General features: G+C 72.6%; 15 protein-coding genes and 2 pseudogenes. 1 reads left to right on the forward strand and 16 read right to left on the reverse strand.

The features are described 5' to 3' along the window. The 14 genes and pseudogenes from JNW89_RS08430 to pyrR all read right to left on the reverse strand — a co-directional run. A pseudogene (locus tag JNW89_RS08430) lies at positions 1 to 473 on the reverse strand (primosomal protein N'); the annotation flags it as partial. A 65-nt stretch (positions 474 to 538) separates the two neighbouring features. After that, positions 539 to 1729 carry a methionine adenosyltransferase gene (metK, locus tag JNW89_RS08435; RefSeq protein ID WP_238448440.1) on the reverse strand — a complete coding sequence of 397 codons (1191 nt, stop codon included), beginning with the start codon at positions 1727 to 1729 and terminating at the stop codon, positions 539 to 541. Between the two features lie 99 nt (positions 1730 to 1828). Next, positions 1829 to 3037: a bifunctional phosphopantothenoylcysteine decarboxylase/phosphopantothenate--cysteine ligase CoaBC gene (gene coaBC, locus JNW89_RS08440; protein WP_238448441.1), complete on the reverse strand. Its 1209-nt coding sequence runs from the start codon at positions 3035 to 3037 to the stop codon at positions 1829 to 1831. A 14-nt stretch (positions 3038 to 3051) separates the two neighbouring features. Further along, positions 3052 to 3315 (reverse strand): DNA-directed RNA polymerase subunit omega, encoded by a 264-nt coding sequence (rpoZ, locus tag JNW89_RS08445; protein WP_007075826.1) that lies wholly within the window; start codon positions 3313 to 3315, stop codon positions 3052 to 3054. A 47-nt stretch (positions 3316 to 3362) separates the two neighbouring features. Continuing rightward, a pseudogene (locus tag JNW89_RS08450) lies at positions 3363 to 3895 on the reverse strand (guanylate kinase). A gap of 25 nt (positions 3896 to 3920) precedes the next feature. Next, the gene (gene mihF / locus JNW89_RS08455) at positions 3921 to 4238 is read right to left on the reverse strand and encodes an integration host factor, actinobacterial type (RefSeq protein ID WP_088962722.1); all 318 of its coding nucleotides are present in this window, start codon (positions 4236 to 4238) and stop codon (positions 3921 to 3923) included. Between the two features lie 169 nt (positions 4239 to 4407). After that, positions 4408 to 5241, reverse strand: coding sequence for an orotidine-5'-phosphate decarboxylase (pyrF, locus tag JNW89_RS08460; RefSeq protein WP_238448442.1), 834 nt, complete (start codon positions 5239 to 5241; stop codon positions 4408 to 4410). Positions 5242 to 5334: 93 nt separating this feature from the next. Next, complete coding sequence (locus JNW89_RS08465) at positions 5335 to 6609, reverse strand: adenosylmethionine--8-amino-7-oxononanoate transaminase (protein ID WP_238448443.1); 1275 nt, start codon at positions 6607 to 6609, stop codon at positions 5335 to 5337. Between the two features lie 43 nt (positions 6610 to 6652). Further along, positions 6653 to 7690 carry a quinone-dependent dihydroorotate dehydrogenase gene (locus JNW89_RS08470; RefSeq protein ID WP_238448444.1) on the reverse strand — a complete coding sequence of 346 codons (1038 nt, stop codon included), beginning with the start codon at positions 7688 to 7690 and terminating at the stop codon, positions 6653 to 6655. 97 nt (positions 7691 to 7787) lie between these two features. After that, a complete protein-coding gene (gene carB, locus JNW89_RS08475) occupies positions 7788 to 11135 on the reverse strand; it encodes a carbamoyl-phosphate synthase large subunit (protein WP_238448445.1) in 3348 nt (1115 codons plus the stop codon). Then, a complete protein-coding gene (gene carA, locus JNW89_RS08480; protein WP_238448446.1) occupies positions 11128 to 12273 on the reverse strand; it encodes a glutamine-hydrolyzing carbamoyl-phosphate synthase small subunit in 1146 nt (381 codons plus the stop codon). The genes carB and carA overlap by 8 nt, the downstream gene beginning before the upstream one ends. Continuing rightward, entirely contained in the window at positions 12270 to 13547 is a 1278-nt protein-coding gene (locus tag JNW89_RS08485; protein ID WP_238448447.1) for a dihydroorotase, read from the reverse strand. The genes carA and JNW89_RS08485 overlap by 4 nt, the downstream gene beginning before the upstream one ends. After that, a complete protein-coding gene (locus JNW89_RS08490; protein WP_238448448.1) occupies positions 13544 to 14470 on the reverse strand; it encodes an aspartate carbamoyltransferase catalytic subunit in 927 nt (308 codons plus the stop codon). Before JNW89_RS08490 ends, JNW89_RS08485 begins: the two co-directional genes overlap by 4 nt. Then, positions 14467 to 15051 (reverse strand): bifunctional pyr operon transcriptional regulator/uracil phosphoribosyltransferase PyrR, encoded by a 585-nt coding sequence (gene pyrR / locus JNW89_RS08495; RefSeq protein ID WP_238448449.1) that lies wholly within the window; start codon positions 15049 to 15051, stop codon positions 14467 to 14469. The genes JNW89_RS08490 and pyrR overlap by 4 nt, the downstream gene beginning before the upstream one ends. Before the next feature lie 288 nt (positions 15052 to 15339). Here pyrR and JNW89_RS08500 point away from each other — a divergent pair, with 288 nt between their 5' ends. Next, positions 15340 to 15828: a transcriptional regulator gene (locus tag JNW89_RS08500; RefSeq protein WP_013285505.1), complete on the forward strand. Its 489-nt coding sequence runs from the start codon at positions 15340 to 15342 to the stop codon at positions 15826 to 15828. Between the two features lie 99 nt (positions 15829 to 15927). Here JNW89_RS08500 and nusB read toward each other — a convergent pair whose 3' ends face one another. Next, entirely contained in the window at positions 15928 to 16338 is a 411-nt protein-coding gene (nusB, locus tag JNW89_RS08505; protein ID WP_172894702.1) for a transcription antitermination factor NusB, read from the reverse strand. Positions 16339 to 16361: 23 nt separating this feature from the next. Next, positions 16362 to 16919: an elongation factor P gene (gene efp, locus JNW89_RS08510; RefSeq protein ID WP_088962732.1), complete on the reverse strand. Its 558-nt coding sequence runs from the start codon at positions 16917 to 16919 to the stop codon at positions 16362 to 16364. Positions 16920 to 17333 lie beyond the last annotated feature (414 nt).

Genomic DNA, 17333 nt, shown 5'->3' on the forward strand with positions numbered 1-17333 from the left:
GTGGGCGGTGCGGCGGCGACCCCGGCGGACGGGGACGCGGCGGCGGCGACCACCTGTGTCGGCGAGGTGTCGGTGGTCGAGGCGGCGCTGAGTCCGTCGGGCGTCGTGGCGGTGTCGGCGACGGAACCGTCGGCGTCGACGGTCGGCGGCTCGGCGCGCAGGTCCTTTTCGACCCGGGCGTGGCGGGGCGGGACGGCGAGCCGGAGCACGTCGGCGAGGCTGCCGGCGTACCGGTCGGCGACCACCCGGGCCAGCCGGGCGATCTCCGGCGCCAGCACCGGCTCCGGGGACACCACCTTCTCCAGGTACGCCAGCCGGCCGGTGTGCCCGGAGTCGTCGGCGCGCTCCAGCAGCCAGCCGTCGACGAGTTGCCCGGCGAAGCGCACCTTCACCCGCACCCCGGGCACGGCGTCGGCGTCCAGCTCGGCGGGGACCAGGTAGTCGAACGGGCGGTCGAGGTGCGGCAGCGGCACGTCGACGCAGACACGAGCGACCGGCGACCCGTCGGCGGGTCGCCGGTCGCTGCGCCTGGTGCCGGTCAGGCTCCCGCTACCGACTTGAGGTCGGCGGCCCGGTCGGTGCTCTCCCAGGTCAGGTCCGGCAGCTCGCGGCCGAAGTGGCCGTACGCGGCGGTCTGCCGGTAGATCGGGCGGAGCAGGTTGAGGTCCCGGATGATGGCGGCCGGGCGGAGGTCGAAGACCTCGGTGACGGCCTTCTCGATCGAGGCGACCGGCACGGTCTCGGTGCCGAAGGTCTCGATGAAGAGGCTGACCGGGTGCGCCTTGCCGATCGCGTAGGCGACCTGCGCCTCGCAGCGCTCGGCGAGGCCGGCGGCCACCACGTTCTTGGCCACCCAGCGCATCGCGTACGCGGCCGAGCGGTCCACCTTCGACGGGTCCTTGCCGGAGAACGCGCCGCCGCCGTGCCGGGCGTACCCGCCGTAGGTGTCCACGATGATCTTGCGACCGGTCAGGCCGGCGTCGCCCATCGGGCCACCGATCTCGAACCGGCCCGTGGGGTTCACCAGCAGCCGGTAGCCCTCGGTGTCCAGGCCGAGGCTCTCCAGCTCGGGGGCGATGACGTGCTCGCGCACGTCCGGGGTGAGCAGCGAGTCCAGCGAGATGTCCGCGGCGTGCTGGCTGGACACGACCACGGTGTTGAGCCGGACCGGACGCAGGCCGTCGTACTCGATGGTGACCTGGGTCTTGCCGTCGGGCCGCAGGTAGGGGATGGTGCCGTCCTTGCGCACGGCAGCCAGCCGGCGGGCCAGCCGGTGCGCCAGCGCGATCGGCAGCGGCATCAGCTCGGGGGTCTCGGAGCAGGCGAAGCCGAACATCATGCCCTGGTCGCCGGCGCCCTGCGCGTCCAGCGCGCTCTCCGACTCGCCGGTACGCAGCTCGAAGGCGTTGTCCACGCCCTGGGCGATGTCGGCGGACTGGTTGCCGATCGAGACGCTGACGCCGCAGGACGCGCCGTCGAAGCCCTTCTTCGACGAGTCGTACCCGATCTCGAGGATGGTCTCCCGGACGATCGTCGGGATGTCGGCGTACGCCTTGGTCGTCACCTCGCCCGCGACGTGCACCTGCCCGGTGGTGATCAGGGTCTCCACCGCGACACGGCTGTGCGGGTCCTTGGCCAGCAGGGCGTCCAGGATGCCGTCGCTGATCTGGTCGGCGATCTTGTCCGGGTGGCCCTCCGTGACCGATTCGGACGTGAAAAGACGTGTCACGGCACTCCTAAGCACTTGAGTCTCTCTGGAAAGGTCGCTCCGCGGCAGTTTAGTCACCCGATTCCAGGGTGCCGCAGCCAACGCGAAAGTGACCAGCGTTCAGGACAACGCGGCCAGCCGGGTCACCACGAGGTCCCAGACCCGGTCGGCCAGGTCTTCCTTGGACTGTTCGGGAAGGGTGGTCACGCTGCCGTCCGCGCCCACCACGGTCGCCGCGTTGGTCTCGGCCCCGAAGACCTTGTCCACGCCCACCTCGTTGATGACGATCAGGTCGGCCCGCTTGCGGGCGAGCTTGGCCCGGCCGTTGGCCTCGGCGTCGCCGGTCTCGGCGGCGAAGACCACCAGCAGCTGCTCCGGGCGGCGCTGCCGCCCCAGCTCGGCGGCGATGTCGGGGTTGGTGACCAGGGCGATGGTCGGCGCGCTGCCGTCCTCCGACTTCTTGATCTTGCCGGGGGCGTAGGTCGCCGGCCGGAAGTCGGCGGGCGCGGCCGCCATCACCACCACGTCGGCGTCGGCGGCGGCCTCCAGGGTGGCCTTGCGCAGCTCCTCGGTGGTGCCCACCCGGACCAGGTCGACCCCGGCCGGGTCGGGCAGGGCGACGTTCGCCGCGACCAGGGTGACGCGGGCGCCCCGGGCGACGGCCGCGCGGGCGAAGGCGTACCCCTGCTTGCCGGAGGAACGGTTGCCGAGGAAGCGGACCGGGTCCAGCGGCTCGCGGGTGCCGCCGGCGGTCACCACGACGTGCCGACCGGCCAGGTCGGCGGGGGCGTCCAGGCCCCGGGCCAGGGCCCGGCGGGCGACGGCGAAGATCTCGGCCGGGTCAGGCAGCCGCCCCTTGCCGGTGTCGGCGCCGGTGAGCCGGCCGACCGCCGGTTCGATCACCCGTACGCCGCGCGAGCGCAGCGTCGCGACGTTGGCGACGGTGGCCGGGTGCTCCCACATCTCGGTGTGCATCGCCGGGGCGAGCACCACCGGGCAGCGCGCGGTGAGCAGCGTGTTGGTGAGCAGGTCGTCGGCGAGGCCGTGGGCCGCCTTGGCGAGCAGGTCGGCCGTCGCCGGCACGACCACCACCAGGTCGGCCCGCTGGCCGAGCCGGACGTGCGGCACCTCGTGCACGTCGGACCAGACGTCGTCGGCGACCGGCTGGCCGGAGAGCGCCGCCCAGGTCGGCGCCCCGATGAAACGGAGCGCCGACGCGGTCGGCACGACCCGGACCCGGTGGCCCGACTCGGTGAAGAGCCGCAGCAGCTCACACGCCTTGTAGGCGGCGATGCCGCCGCCGACCCCGAGGACGATCTCGGCGGGCATCGGCGGAGCGGGGGTTACGGCTGGTCGGTCGGCTCGGCGGTGAGCAGGCCCGCGTTGATCTCACGCATCGCGATCGAGAGCGGCTTCTCCTGCGGGGTGGTCTCCACGAGCGGGCCGACGTACTCCAGCAGGCCCTCACCGAGCTGGCTGTAGTAGGCGTTGACCTGGCGGGCACGCTTGGCGGCGAAGATCACCAGCGCGTACTTCGAGGTGGTCTTCTCGAGGAGCTCGTCGATCGGCGGGTTGGTGATGCCCTCGGGGTTGGCGATGGATCCCACGAAATACCCTCTGCGTCTGAAGTGTCCGCGCGAGCGCGGCTGGTCGCTCAACCGCGCAGTCGCGGCTGGGCGGGAGCCAGATAGGAAGAACCGAGCAAGCCTACCAGTTCAGCCACGACCCGCTCGGTGAGGTCGTGGACCACGGTGTGTCCGACGGCCGCGAGGACCGCCGGGTCCGGACGGTGACCCGGCGGCGCCAGCAGGACCAGCCGGACGTCCGGCAGGGCCTCCCGGACGGCGAGCGCGCCGGGCAGGTCGAGCGGGAGCAGCACCGGTCGGCCGTCGGCCAGCCGGGACCGCAGCGGCACGCGGGGCGTGCCCCGGCGGTGCCCGCCGATCCGCGACCACTCCAGCAGCTCGCCCGCGGCGACCATCCGGTCGAAGCCGACCGGGTCCACGAAGCGCCGGTCGACGCCGTCGACCTCGTCGGGGCGGCGGGGCCGGGTGGTCACCGGCACCGGCACCCACACGGACGGAGAACGCGCCCGGACCAACTCGACGACACTCTCCCGCGCGCGCCCGAGGGCCCCGTCAGGACAGTGAGCCGAGCCGCCGGGCGCGCCTCGTCATCCGTGCTCACCGCTTGTTTCTACACGTTGCGGCGTTCAGTTGGCGGCGAACTCTCCAAGCAGAGCCTTGCGCTGCTGCTCGCCCAGCCCGCGCAGGCGACGGCTGTCGGCGATCTTGAGCTTCTCCATGATCTGGGTAGCCCGGATCTTGCCGATGCCCGGCATCGCCTGCAGGACGGCCGAAACCTTCAGCTTGCCGACGACGTCGTCGGACTCGGCCCGCTCAAGGACGGCGGCAAGGGTGGTCTTGCCCTGCTTGAGCTGCTCCTTCAGCTCAGCACGGGCCTTGCGGATCTCCGCGGCCTTCTCCAGCGCGGCAGCGCGCTGCTCGGGGGTCAGTGACGGGAGCGGCACCAGTTCTCCTCAGGTCCCTATCGCGACGGGCGGGGCGCACCGCCGCTCTGTGAAACGTGGTGTCGCTGGCAACCAAAGGGGTCCGTGGTTCCCAGCGCGGGGAAAACTAGCGGTCGCGGGCGGTTTCGGCAACGTGGACGCGCCAAGATCGGAGAAAGTGACCGAGCCGTCAGTCAGCGAGAACGTCCCGACAGTCGGCCAACACGCGGTCCACGGCGGCCCGGAGAGCGGCCTCGTCCGGGCCGGCGTTCAGCACCTCGCGGGAGTACGACGGCAGCACCGACGACAGGCTGGAGCCGAAGACCGTGCGCAGGTCCGCCGCCGTCGCGCCCTGGGCGCCGAGCCCCGGGGCGAGCAGCGGCCCGTTCACCTTGGACAGGTCGTGACCGGTGTCGCCGATCGTCGCGCCGACCACCAGCCCGAAGCTGCCGATCGGCTCCGCACCCCTGTTGAGCTGGGAAATCTCGTCGATGACGGTCTGCGCGACGGTGCGCCCGTCGGCCGTACGGGCGCGCTGGACCGCGGCTCCCTCCGGGTTGGAGGTGAGCGCCAGCACGAAGACGCCACCGCCGTGGGTGGCCGCCAGGTCGAACATCGGGGCCAGCGATCCGACCCCCAGGTAGGGGCTCGCGGTGATCGCGTCGACGTGCAGCGGACCGGACGGGTCGAGGTAGGCCGAGGCGTACGCGGCGACGGTCGAACCGATGTCGCCGCGCTTCACGTCGAGTAGAACGAGCGCGCCACAATCTCGTAACTGTCGGATAGTTGACTCAAGAATTCCGACACCTCGGGCACCGAACCGCTCGAAAAAGGCCGACTGGGGCTTGACCACCGCGACTCGGTCCGCAAGCGCTCCCACGACGGTCCGCGCGAACCGGTCCAACCCGTCGACGTCATCCGGCAACCCCCAGCGGGCCAGCAGCCCGGGATGCGGGTCGATGCCCACACAGAGCGGCCCCCGCTCGGCGACGGCGCGGTGCAGCCGGGTCCCGAAACTCTCCATCGGCGTTCCTCTCCTCACGCTCGCGCTCGGTGGCCGACCGGTGCCGGCCCCGTCCTGCCCGCCGGCTCAGCCGGCCCCGTCCTGCCCGCCGGCTCAGCCGGCCTTCACCGCGGCGGCGATGCCGGCCGCGATCCGGGCCAGGTCGGCGTCGTCGGTCACGTACGGCGGCATGGTGTAGACCAGGTCGCGGAACGGGCGCAGCCAGACGCCCTGCGCCACGGCGGCGGCGGTCGCCGCCGCGATGTCCACCTCGTGGTCGAGCTGCACCACGCCGATCGCGCCCAGCACCCGCACGTCGGCCACTCCGGGCGCGCCGCGCAGCGGCTCCAGGCCGGCCCGCAGGCCCGCGCCCACCCGGGCGACCTCGGTGGCCCAGTCACCGGCCCGCAGCAGCTCCAGGGACGCGTTGGCGACCGCGCAGGCCAGCGGGTTGCCCATGAAGGTGGGGCCGTGCGCCAGCACCCCGTCGGCGGAGATGCCCCGGGCGACCCGCGGGGTGCACAGCGCGGCGGCCAGGGTGAGGTACCCGCCGGTCAGCGCCTTGCCGACGCAGAGCACGTCCGGGCTCACCCCGGCGTGCTCGGCGGCGAACATGGCGCCGGTACGGCCGAAGCCGGTGGCGATCTCGTCGAAGACCAGCAGCACCCCGTGCGCCCGGGTCACCTCGCGCAGCACCCGCAGGTACTCCGGGTGGTGGAAGCGCATCCCGCCGGCGCCCTGCACCACCGGTTCGACGATGACCGCGGCCAGCTCGTCGGCGTGCCGCTCCACCGCGTCGGTCAGCGCCGCCACGTACGCCGGGTCGGGCGGGTCGTCGAAGCCACCGGGCGGAACGGGCGCGAAGACCTGCCGGGGCAGCACGTCGCCCCAGAGGTGGTGCATGCCGCCCTCCGGGTCGCAGACGCTCATCGGGTGGAACGTGTCGCCGTGGTAGCCGCCCCGCCAGGTGCCCAGCCGGCGGCGTTCCGGCCGGCCGGTGGCCCGCTGGTACTGCAGGCACATCTTGATCGCCACCTCGACGCTGACCGAGCCGGAGTCGGCCAGGAAGACGTGCTCCAGCCCGGCCGGGGCCAGCTCGACCAGCGTCCGCGCCAGCCGCACGGCGGGCTCGTGGGTGAGCCCGCCGAACATCACGTGGCTCATCCGGCCGAGCTGGTCGGTGACCGCCGCGTCCAGCACCGGGTGCCGGTAGCCGTGGATCGCCGCCCACCAGGACGACATCCCGTCGACCAGCTCCCGGCCGTCGGCCAGCCGCAGCCGGACGCCCTGCGCGCTCTGGACCACGTACGGGGGGTGGGCCGGGGGCAGCGCCGCGTACGGGTGCCAGACGTGGGCCCGGTCGGCGGCCAGGATCTCCTCGGGCGTCACACGCTCTCCTTCGTACCGTCGAGGGTTGCCCGGCCGGGAGGTGTCACCCGGCCGGCACCGGCGCGGTGGCGCCCGCCGACGCGCGGGCCGCGGCCCGGACCAGGCCGGGGCCCCGGTAGATGAAGCCGGTGTAGAGCTGGATCAGGCTGGCCCCGGCGTCGAACATCCGGGCGGCGTCGTCCGGGTCGAGGATGCCGCCGACGCCGACCACCGGCAGCCGGCCGCCGGTCTCCCGGTGCACGAACGCGACCACCTCGCGGGCCCGGTCGGCCAGCGGGCGGCCGGAGAGCCCGCCGGTCTCCGCGCCCCGGTCCGCGTCGGCCGGGGCGAGCCCGTCGCGGGCCAGGGTGGTGTTGGTGGCGATCACCCCGGCGGCCCCGCGGGCCAGGCAGACCTCCAGCAGCTCGGCGATCGCCGGCTCGGTCAGGTCCGGGGCGATCTTCACCAGCACCGGCTTCTCCCCCACCAGCGCCGCCAGCAGCGCGTCCAGGTGGGAGCGGTCCTGCAACGAGCGCAGGCCGGGGGTGTTCGGCGAGGAGACGTTGACCGCGAAGTAGTCGCCGTGCGCCCGCAGCGCCCGGTACGAGGCCAGGTAGTCCTCGACCGCGTCGCCCAGCGGGGTCACCTTGGACTTGCCCAGCGAGATGCCCAGCGGAGCCCCGATCGGGCGGGGCAGCGCCGCCAGCCGGGCCGCCAGGGCCTCGGCGCCGGCGTTGTTGAAGCCCATCCGGTTGACCACGGCCTCGCTGTCGCGCAGCCGGAACAGCCGGGGCCGGGGGTTGCCCGGCTGGGCGTGCGCGGTGACCGTGCCGACCTCGACGAAGCCGAAGCCCAGCGCCGGCCAGGCCGGCAGGGCCACGCCGTTCTTGTCCATGCCGGCCGCCAGCCCGACCGGGTTCGGGAACTGGACCCCGAACACCGTCCGCGGCGCCCGCACCTGATATCGCGCCCGCAACGCCGCGAGCGCTGCCGGCCGCCGGGAGAGCGCCGCCAACCGCCGCAACGTCCACTCGTGCGCCGCCTCGGCGTCCCCACCCCCGAGCCGGAACAACTGAGGCCGCACCACCCTCTCGAAGATCACGCCCGGCCTCCCCCCGGCTCGGTGATCATGAAGTTGTCGCCGCGTCCGGCGGCGGGTCGGGGCGACAACTTCATGATCGACGCGGGAACGGCGCGGGTCACTCGCCGGCTCGCAGGGCGGCGTGGAGCTCCTGGAGGGGGCGGACCTGCATGTCGCCGCGGATGCGGGCCTCGATGCCCATGACCGCCGCCGCGGCGCCGGGGACGGTGGTGATGCAGGGGATGTCGGCGGTCACGGCGGCGCTGCGGATCTCGTAGCCGTCCGAGCGGGCGCTCGCGCCGGAGCCCTGCGGCGTGTTGATCACCAGCGCCACGTCGCCGCCGAGGATCATCGACACCGCGTCCTCGCCCTCGCCGGACTCGTAGTGCTTGCGGATCTGCTCGCAGGCGATGCCGTGCCGGCGCAGCACCTCGGCGGTGCCGGTGGTGGCGACGATCTCGAAGCCCAGGTCCGCCAGCCGCTTGATCGGGAAGATCATGCCGCGCTTGTCCCGGTTGGCGACCGAGACGAAGATCCGGCCGCCGGTGGGCAGCGACCCGTACGCGGCCGACTGGCTCTTGGCGAAGGCGTGCCCGAAGTTGGTGTCGATGCCCATCACCTCGCCGGTGGACTTCATCTCCGGGCCGAGCAGCGAGTCGATGCCCTTGCCGGAGGGGGTGCGGAACCGCTTGAACGGCAGCACCGCCTCCTTGACCGCGATCGGGGCGTCCGCCGGCATCACGCCGCCGTCCCCGGTCGGCGGCAGCAGCCCCTCGGCGCGCAGCTCGGCGATGGTGGCGCCGAGCGCGATCCGGGCCGCCGCCTTGGCCAGCGGCACCGCCGTGGCCTTGGAGACGAACGGGACCGTCCGGGACGCCCGGGGGTTGGCCTCCAGCACGTAGAGCATGTCGTCCTTGAGGGCGTACTGAACGTTGAGCAGGCCCTTGACGCCCACCCCTCGGGCGATCGCCTCCGTGTAGCGGCGCACCTGGGTCAGGTGCGAGCCCGCGAGGGTGATCGGCGGCAGCGCGCAGGACGAGTCGCCGGAGTGGATGCCGGCCTCCTCGATGTGCTCCATCACGCCGCCGAGGTAGACCTCGCCGTCGGCGTCGCAGAGCGCGTCCACGTCGATCTCGATGGCGTCGTCGAGGAAGCGGTCCACCAGCACCGGGTGGTCCGGGGAGATGTCGGTGGCCCGGCCGATGTAGTCGCGCAGCGTGGCGTCGTCGTAGACGATCTCCATGCCCCGCCCGCCGAGCACGTACGACGGCCGGACCAGCACCGGGTAGCCGATCTCGTCGGCGATCGCCTTCGCCTCGTCGTACGAGGTGGCCATGCCGTGCGCCGGGGCGCGCAGCCCGGCCCGGGCCAGCACCGCGCCGAACGCGCCGCGCTCCTCCGCGAGGTGGATCGACTCCGGGGAGGTGCCGACGACCGGCACGCCGGCGTTCTTGAGCCGCTGCGCCAGCCCCAGCGGGGTCTGCCCGCCGAGCTGCACGATCACGCCGACCACGCCCGGGCCGCCGGCCGCCCGGCCGGAGGAGTCCTCCGCGTGCCAGACCTCCAGCACGTCCTCGAAGGTCAGCGGCTCGAAGTAGAGCCGGTCGGCGGTGTCGTAGTCGGTGGAGACCGTCTCCGGGTTGCAGTTGACCATGACGGTCTCGTAGCCGACCCCCCGCAGCGCCATGACCGCGTGCACGCAGGAGTAGTCGAACTCGATGCCCTGGCCGATCCGGTTCGGCCCGGAGCCCAGGATGAGCACCTTGGGCCGGTCCGAGGGCGCGACCTCGGTCTCCGAGTCGTAGGTGGAGTAGTGGTACGGCGTGGTCGCCTCGAACTCGGCGGCGCAGGTGTCCACCGTCTTGTAGACCGGCCGCACGTCGAGCCGGTGCCGCAGGGTGCGTACGCCGTCCTCGGCGGCCAGCTCCGGGCGCAGCGCGGCCAGCTGCCGGTCGGACAGGCCGGCCCGCTTGGCCCGGCGCAGCAGCTCGGCGTCGAGCACCGGGGCGTCCACGATCTCCGCGCGCAGCTCGACCAGGCCGGCGATCTGGTCCAGGAACCAGGGGTCCATCCCGCCGGACGCGGCGGCGACCTCCGCGATGGTGGCGCCCAGCCGCAGCGCCCGCTCCACCGTGTAGAGCCGGCCGTCGTGCGGCATCCGCAGCGCGGCGAGGGTGTTCTCCTTCGTCGCCCCCGCCGGGTCTGGAGTGGTCCAGAAACCCGATGATTGGGTTTCCATGGAGCGCATCGCCTTGTTGAGCGCCTCGGTGAAGTTCCGGCCGAGGCTCATCGCCTCGCCGACCGACTTCATGGTGGTGGTCAGCTCCGGGTCGGCGCCGGGGAACTTCTCGAACGCGAACCGGGGGATCTTCACCACCACGTAGTCCAGCGTCGGCTCGAACGCCGCCGGGGTCTTCAGGGTGATGTCGTTGGGGATCTCGTCCAGGGTGTAGCCGATGGCCAGCTTCGCGGCGATCTTGGCGATCGGGAAGCCGGTGGCCTTGGAGGCCAGCGCCGAGGAGCGGGACACCCGGGGGTTCATCTCGATCACGACGATCCGGCCGTCGGCCGGGTTGACCGCGAACTGGATGTTGCAGCCGCCGGTGTCCACCCCGACCTCGCGCAGCACCGCGATGCCCAGGTCGCGCAGGCGCTGGTACTCCCGGTCGGTGAGGGTCATGGCCGGGGCGACGGTGACGCTGTCGCCGGTGTGCACGCCCATCGGGTCGACGTTCTCGATCGAGCAGACCACCACCACGTTGTCGTGGCGGTCGCGCATCAGTTCGAGCTCGTACTCCTTCCAGCCGAGCACGCTCTCCTCGATGAGCACCTCGTGCACCGGGCTGGCGGCCAGGCCGGCCCCGGCGATGCGGTGCAGGTCCTCGTCGCTGTGCGCCATGCCGGAGCCCAGGCCGCCCATGGTGAACGACGGCCGGATCACCACCGGCAGACCCAGCTCGGCGACGGTGGCCTCGACCTCGGCCATCGAGTGGCAGACCCGGGAGCGCGGCACCAGGCCGGTCGGGTCCTCGACGCCGAGCCGGGCGCCGGCCTTGGCGACGATGTCCTTGAACAGCTGCCGGTCCTCGCCGCGGTTGATCGCGTCGATGTTGGCGCCGATCAGCTCCACGCCGTACTTGTCCAGCACGCCGGCCTCGTGCAGGGCGACCGCGGTGTTCAGCGCGGTCTGCCCGCCGAGGGTGGGCAACAGGGCGTCCGGGCGCTCCTTGGCAATGACCAGCTCGACGAACTCCGGGGTGATCGGCTCGACGTACGTGGCGTCGGCGAACTCGGGGTCCGTCATGATCGTTGCCGGGTTGGAGTTGACCAGGCTGACCCGGATGCCCTCGCTGCGCAGCACCCGGCACGCCTGGGTGCCGGAGTAGTCGAACTCGCAGGCCTGCCCGATGACGATCGGCCCGGAGCCGATCACCAGGATGTGCTTGAGGTCGGTGCGCTTAGGCATTCTTCCCGCCTTCGATAAGCTCGGCGAAGCGGTCGAACAGGTAGTCCGCGTCGTGCGGGCCGGCCGCCGCCTCCGGGTGGTACTGGACGGTGAAGGCGGGCACGTCCTTGGCCCGCAGCCCCTCGACCACGTTGTCGTTGAGGCAGACGTGCGACACCTGCACGCCCCCGAACTCGGTCTCGATCACCTGGTCGGGGACGACCGCGCCCTGCCCGGCGCCCGGCACCTGCACGGCGAAGCCGTGGTTGTGGCTGGTCACCTCGACCTTGCCGGTGGCCCGGTCGAGCACCGGCTGGTTGATCCCGCGGTGGCCGTAGCCGAGCTTGTAGGTGCCGAAGCCCAGCGCCCGGCCGAGGATCTGGCTGCCGAAGCAGATGCCGAACAGCGGCACCTCGCGGCGCAGCACCTCCCGGGCCAGCGCGACCGGCCCCTCGGCGGTGGCCGGGTCGCCCGGGCCGGGCGAGAGGAAGACCGCGTCCGCGCCGGTGGCCAGCAGGTCGTCGATGGTGGAGCCGGCCGGCAGCACGTGGGTGGTGACCCCGCGCGCGGCGAGCCGCCGCGGCACGTTGCGCTTGATGCCCAGGTCGAGCGCGGCCACGGTGAACCGGTGCGGGCCGACCGCCTCGACGACGTACGGCTCGGCGGTGGTCACCTCGGCGGAGAGGTCCGCGCCGACCATCTGCGGCGACTGGCGGACCCGGGCCAGCAGGGCCCGCGGGTCGTCGTCGACGCTGGAGATGCCGACCCGCATCGCGCCGCGCTCGCGCAGGTGCCGGGTCAGCGCCCGGGTGTCCACGCCGGCGATGCCGACCACACCCTCGGCGGCGAGCCGGTCCTCCAGCCCGCCGGTGGCGCGCCAGTTGGAGCCGATCCGGGCCGGGTCGCGCACCACGTACCCGGCGACCCAGATCCGGCCGGACTCGTCGTCCTCGGCGTTGACGCCGGTGTTGCCGATGTGCGGCGCGGTCTGCACCACCACCTGACGGTGGTACGAGGGGTCGGTCAGGGTCTCCTGGTAGCCGGTCATGCCGGTGTTGAAGACCGCCTCGCCGAAGGTCTCCCCGACGCTGCCGTACGCCTCGCCGTGGAACGTGCGCCCGTCCTCGAGTACGAGGATCGCCGGTCGTCTACGGGTCACTTGACTGCCTTTCCGTCCAGGACCGTCGGCTCGCCGCGCAGGAAGGTCGCCACGATGCGACCCTGCAGCGTCATGCGGGCGTACGGGGTGTTACGACTGCGGCTGGCCAGCTCCGCGGGCTCGATCACCCGACGGGCGGCCGGGTCGACCAGGGTGAGGTTGGCCGGCACGCCGGGCGCCGGGTCGAGGCCGTGCCCGTCGAGCCCGGCGATCCGGGCCGGGGTGCGCGACATCCGCTCGGCGATCAGGTCCCACTGCGGCCCGAACACCTCCAGGGCGATGGAGAGCGCCGTCTCCAGGCCGAGCATCCCCGGCCGGGCGTACGCCCACTCGCACTCCTTGTCCTCCACCGCGTGCGGGGCGTGGTCGGTGGCGACGACGTCGATGACGCCCTCGGCCAGCGCGGCCCGCAGCGCGGCGATGTCGCTGGCCGTGCGCAGCGGCGGGTTGACCTTGTAGACCGGGTCGTACGTCTCGGCGTGCGCGTCGGTGAGCAGCAGGTGGTGCGGGGTCACCTCGGCGGTCACCCGCACCCCGCGCGCCTTGGCCTGGCGCAGCACCTCGACGCTGCCGGCGGTGGAGACGTGGCAGACGTGCAGCCGGCTGCCGACGTGCTCGGCCAGCAGCACGTCCCGGGCGATGATCGCCTCCTCGGCGACCGCCGGCCAGCCGGTGAGCCCGAGCCGGGTGGAGACCTCACCCTCGTGCATCTGCGCGCCCTCGGTGAGCCGGGGCTCCTCGGCGTGCTGGGCGACGACCCCGTCGAACGCCTTGACGTACTCCAGGGCCCGGCGCATCAGCTTGGGGTCGGCGACGCAGAACCCGTCGTCGGAGAAGATCCGGACCCGGGCGGCGGAGTCGGCCATCGCGCCCAGCTCGGCCAGCCGCTCGCCGGCCAGGCCGACGGTGACCGCGCCGATCGGCTGCACGTCGACCAGCCCGGCCTCGCGGCCCAGCCGCCAGACCTGCTCGACCACGCCGGCGGTGTCGGCGACCGGGGAGGTGTTGGCCATCGCGCAGACGGCGGTGTAGCCGCCGAGCGCGGCCGCGCGGGATCCGGACTCGACCGTCTCGGCGTCCTCCCGGCCCGGCTCGCGCAGGTGGGTGTGCAGGTCGACCAGGCCGGGCAGGGCGACGAGCCCGGTGCCGTCGACGACGGTGGCCTCCGGCGCGGTCAGCCCGGCGCCGGTCTCGGCGACGACGCCGTCGCGGATCAGCAGGTCGGTCGGCGCGGCGCCGACGATGCTCACGTTGCGGATCAGGTACGAGGTCACAGGTTGTTCCCTCCGAGCAGCAGGTAGAGGACGGCCATCCGCACGGAGACCCCGTTGGCGACCTGTTCGACGATGGTGGAGCGGGGCGAGTCGGCGACCTCGGGCGTGATCTCCATGCCCCGGTTCATCGGGCCCGGGTGCATGACGATCGCGTGCTCGGGCAGCCGGCGCATCCGCGGGCCGTCCAGGCCGTAGCGGCGGGCGTACTCGCGGGCGGAGGGGAAGTAGGAGTCGCTCATCCGCTCCCGCTGCACCCGCAGCATCATCACCACGTCCGACTGCGGCAGCACCGCGTCCAGGTCGTAGGAGACGTCGGTGCCGGGCGCGAGCGCCTGGCCGATGTGCACCGGGATCAGCGTCGGCGGGCCGACCAGGGTGACCTTGGCACCGAGGGTGGAGAGCAGCAGCACGTTGGAGCGGGCCACCCGGGAGTGCAGCACGTCCCCGACCACCGCGACGTGCAGGCCGGCGAGCCGACCCAGCCGGGAGCGCATCGTGTACGCGTCGAGCAGCGCCTGGGTGGGGTGCTCGTGGGTGCCGTCGCCGGCGTTGACCACCGACCCGTCCACCCAGTTGGCCAGCCGGTGCGGCGCGCCCGAGGCGGGGTGCCGGACGACCACCGCGTCGGCCCCCATCGCCTGGAGGGTGAGCGCGGTGTCCTTCAGGCTCTCGCCCTTGGCCACGCTGGAGCCCTTGGCCGAGAAGTTGATCACGTCGGCGCTGAGCCGCTTGGCGGCCGCCTCGAAGGAGATCCGGGTCCGGGTGGAGTCCTCGTAGAAGAGGTTCACCACGGTCCGGCCGCGCAGCGCGGGGAGCTTCTTGACCTCCCGGCCGGCGACGGTGGCCATCTCGGCGGCGGTGTCGAGGATCTGGGTGGCGGTGGCCGCGTCCAGGTCGGCCCCGGAGAGCAGGTGCCGGATCATGAGCTGGTACCCCCGAAGAGCTTGACCTCGTCGGCACCGTCGGTCTCGGCGAGGGTGACCTTGACGCTCTCGGTGAGCGCGGTCGGGATGTTCTTGCCGACGTAGTCGGCGCGGATCGGCAGCTCGCGGTGGCCGCGGTCGACCAGGACGGCGAGCTGCACGCTGGCCGGGCGGCCGACGTCGTTGAGCGCGTCGAGCGCGGCCCGGACGGTGCGGCCGGAGAAGAGCACGTCGTCGACGAGGATGACCCGTTTGCCGTCGATGCCGCCCGGCGGGAGCTGGGTCGGGCCGACCGCGCGGGTGGCGTGCCGGCGCAGGTCGTCGCGGTAGAGAGTGATGTCGAGCACCCCGACCGGGACGTCCACGTCCTCGAAGGTGCTGATCCGGGCGGCGAGCCGCCGCGCGAGCGGGGCGCCCCGGGTGGGTATGCCGAGCAGGACGGTGTCGGCGGCGCCCTGGGTCTTCTCCAGGATCTGGTGGGCGATCCGGTCGACGACGCGCTGGACGTCGGCACTGGCGAGGATCACCTTCACCGAGGGTTGTCGCGGCGGCGACGACTGGGCAGCCGGTGGGCAGGCCACGGCGGACCTCCTTCCCCGCCTCACGGGACGGGTCGTTAAAGGACGTCTGGGGACTCCGGTCGGATCGCGAACGGCCCGGACCGGGGCTTCATGCCACGTTACCAGCGGTCACCGGGACGGCCCTCGGCACCCACTGATCCCCGGATCAGGGCGGTGAAATGGGGATAAGTCCCCCCGCGCTCCTCAACTGTAAGGACACGACCACTTGACCACGTGTCGCAATCCCCGTACCGTCACGCTCCGTAGCGATCGCTGGGAGAACCCCAAAGCAGCACTGGGAGTGTCCGAATGCCCTCTGAATACGCCAAGTCGCTGGGCGCCCGCCTGCGCTCCATCCGCCAGCAGCAGGGCCTGTCCCTGCAGGGTGTGGAGGAGAAGTCGAACGGGCGGTGGAAGGCCGTGGTGGTCGGCTCGTACGAGCGCGGCGACCGGGCCGTCACCGTGTCCCGCCTGGCGGAGCTGGCCGACTTCTACCGCGTTCCCGTCTCGGAGCTGCTGCCCGACGGCAGCGGGGTGCGGCACGAGCCCACCAGCAAGATCGTCCTGGACCTGGAGCGGCTCTACGACGAGGCCTCCGAGGACCTCGCCTACGTCGCCCGGTACGCCCGCGCGATCCAGCAGCAGCGTGGCGACTACAACGGCCGGGTGCTCTCCATCCGCGCCGACGACCTGCGCGCCCTCGCCATCGTGTACGACGCCTCGCCGTCGGGCCTGATCGAGCGGCTCACCGAGCACGGTGTGCTGGTCGCCGACCCGCGGGCGTTCTTCGCGTCCTGATCCACTGTTCGCAGAAAGGGCCCGTGCCGGACGGCACGGGCCCTTTCTGCGTGATCGGGTGATCGGGTGCGGTCGGCGGCGGAGCGCCGGCGACCCGGATCAGCGGGTGGCGTACTCGGCGATCCGGCCGAGGATGCCGTTGAGGAAGCGCGGCGAGTCGTCGGTCGACATCTGCCGGGCCAGCTCCACCGCCTCGCTGATCGCCACCGCGTCGTCGATCTCGTCGACGTAGAGCAGCTCGTAGACCGCGATGCGCGCGAGGTTGCGGTCGACCACCGGCATCCGCTCCAGCGTCCACCCCTCGGCGTAGCTGGCGATCACCTCGTCGATCCGATCCAGGTGGGCGGCGACCCCCTCGACCAGGCCGACCGCGTAACCCAGGTGCTCCGGCCGCGGCTTCTCGATCCGCTCGACGTAGCCGGCGAGCACCTCGACCGGGGGCCGGTCGCGCAGGTCGGCCTCGTAGAGCACGTCCAGCGCCCGCTTGCGCGCCTTGCGGCGCGACGGCATCTGCTGCTTGGGACCCTCAGCCATCAGGCTCGGCCGAGGTAACGGCCGTCGCGGGTGTCGACCTTGATCTTCTCGCCGGTGGTGATGAAGAGCGGCACCGGCACGGTCGCGCCGGTCTCCACGGTGGCCGGCTTGTTGCCGCCGGTGGACCGGTCGCCCTGCAGGCCCGGCTCGGTGTAGGTGACCTCGAGCACGACCGAGGTCGGCAGCTCGATGTAGAGCGGGACACCCTCGTGGGTCGCGACGGTCGCCTCGGCCTCGGGGAGGAGGTAGTTGGCCGCCTCACCGACGGTGCCGCCGGGGACGGTGATCTGGTCGAACGTCTCCAGATCCATGAAGACGTAGTCCTCGCCGTCGGCGTACAGGTACTGCATGGTGCGCTTGTCGACGGTCGCGGTCTCGACCTTGGTGCCCGCGTTGAAGGTCTTGTCGACGACCTTGCCGGACAGCACGTTCTTCAGCGTCGTGCGGACGAACGCCCCACCCTTACCGGGCTTGACGTGCTGGAACTCGACGACGGCCCAGAGCTCCCCGTCGAGGTTGAGTACCAGGCCGTTCTTGAGGTCGTTGGTGGATGCCATTTCCTGCCTTGATCATCAATTGGCGGACAGACCTGGCAAGTCTACTAGTTGTGTCCAACCGGCGACTCCGCCTCCGGTCGGCCCCCTCCCGACCCGACCGACACCGCTCTCATGGTTACCGTCCGTCACCGACATGGCCACCCCCGGAGACCCCCACTCCCCCCTTTGCTCTGCTGCCCCGGACGCGACAGTCACCGAACGTGTCCGCACCCGAAGAAGGGTCAGTCCAGCGCCGAATGCATCTGGGCAGCTCACGCCCGGTGTTGCGGGGAAGGCAGCAGAGCAAAGGCGTCAGGGAGGCCGGCGGCGGGGAGCCGCACCTCACCGAGCGTGCAATGACTCGCCGACCACTCACGGTGATCAACGATGGCGCGCCGCGCGTGGCGTGCCCGGCCGTCGACGGCGATCGTGCCG

This window comes from Micromonospora sp. 4G55 (assembly GCF_016803375.1).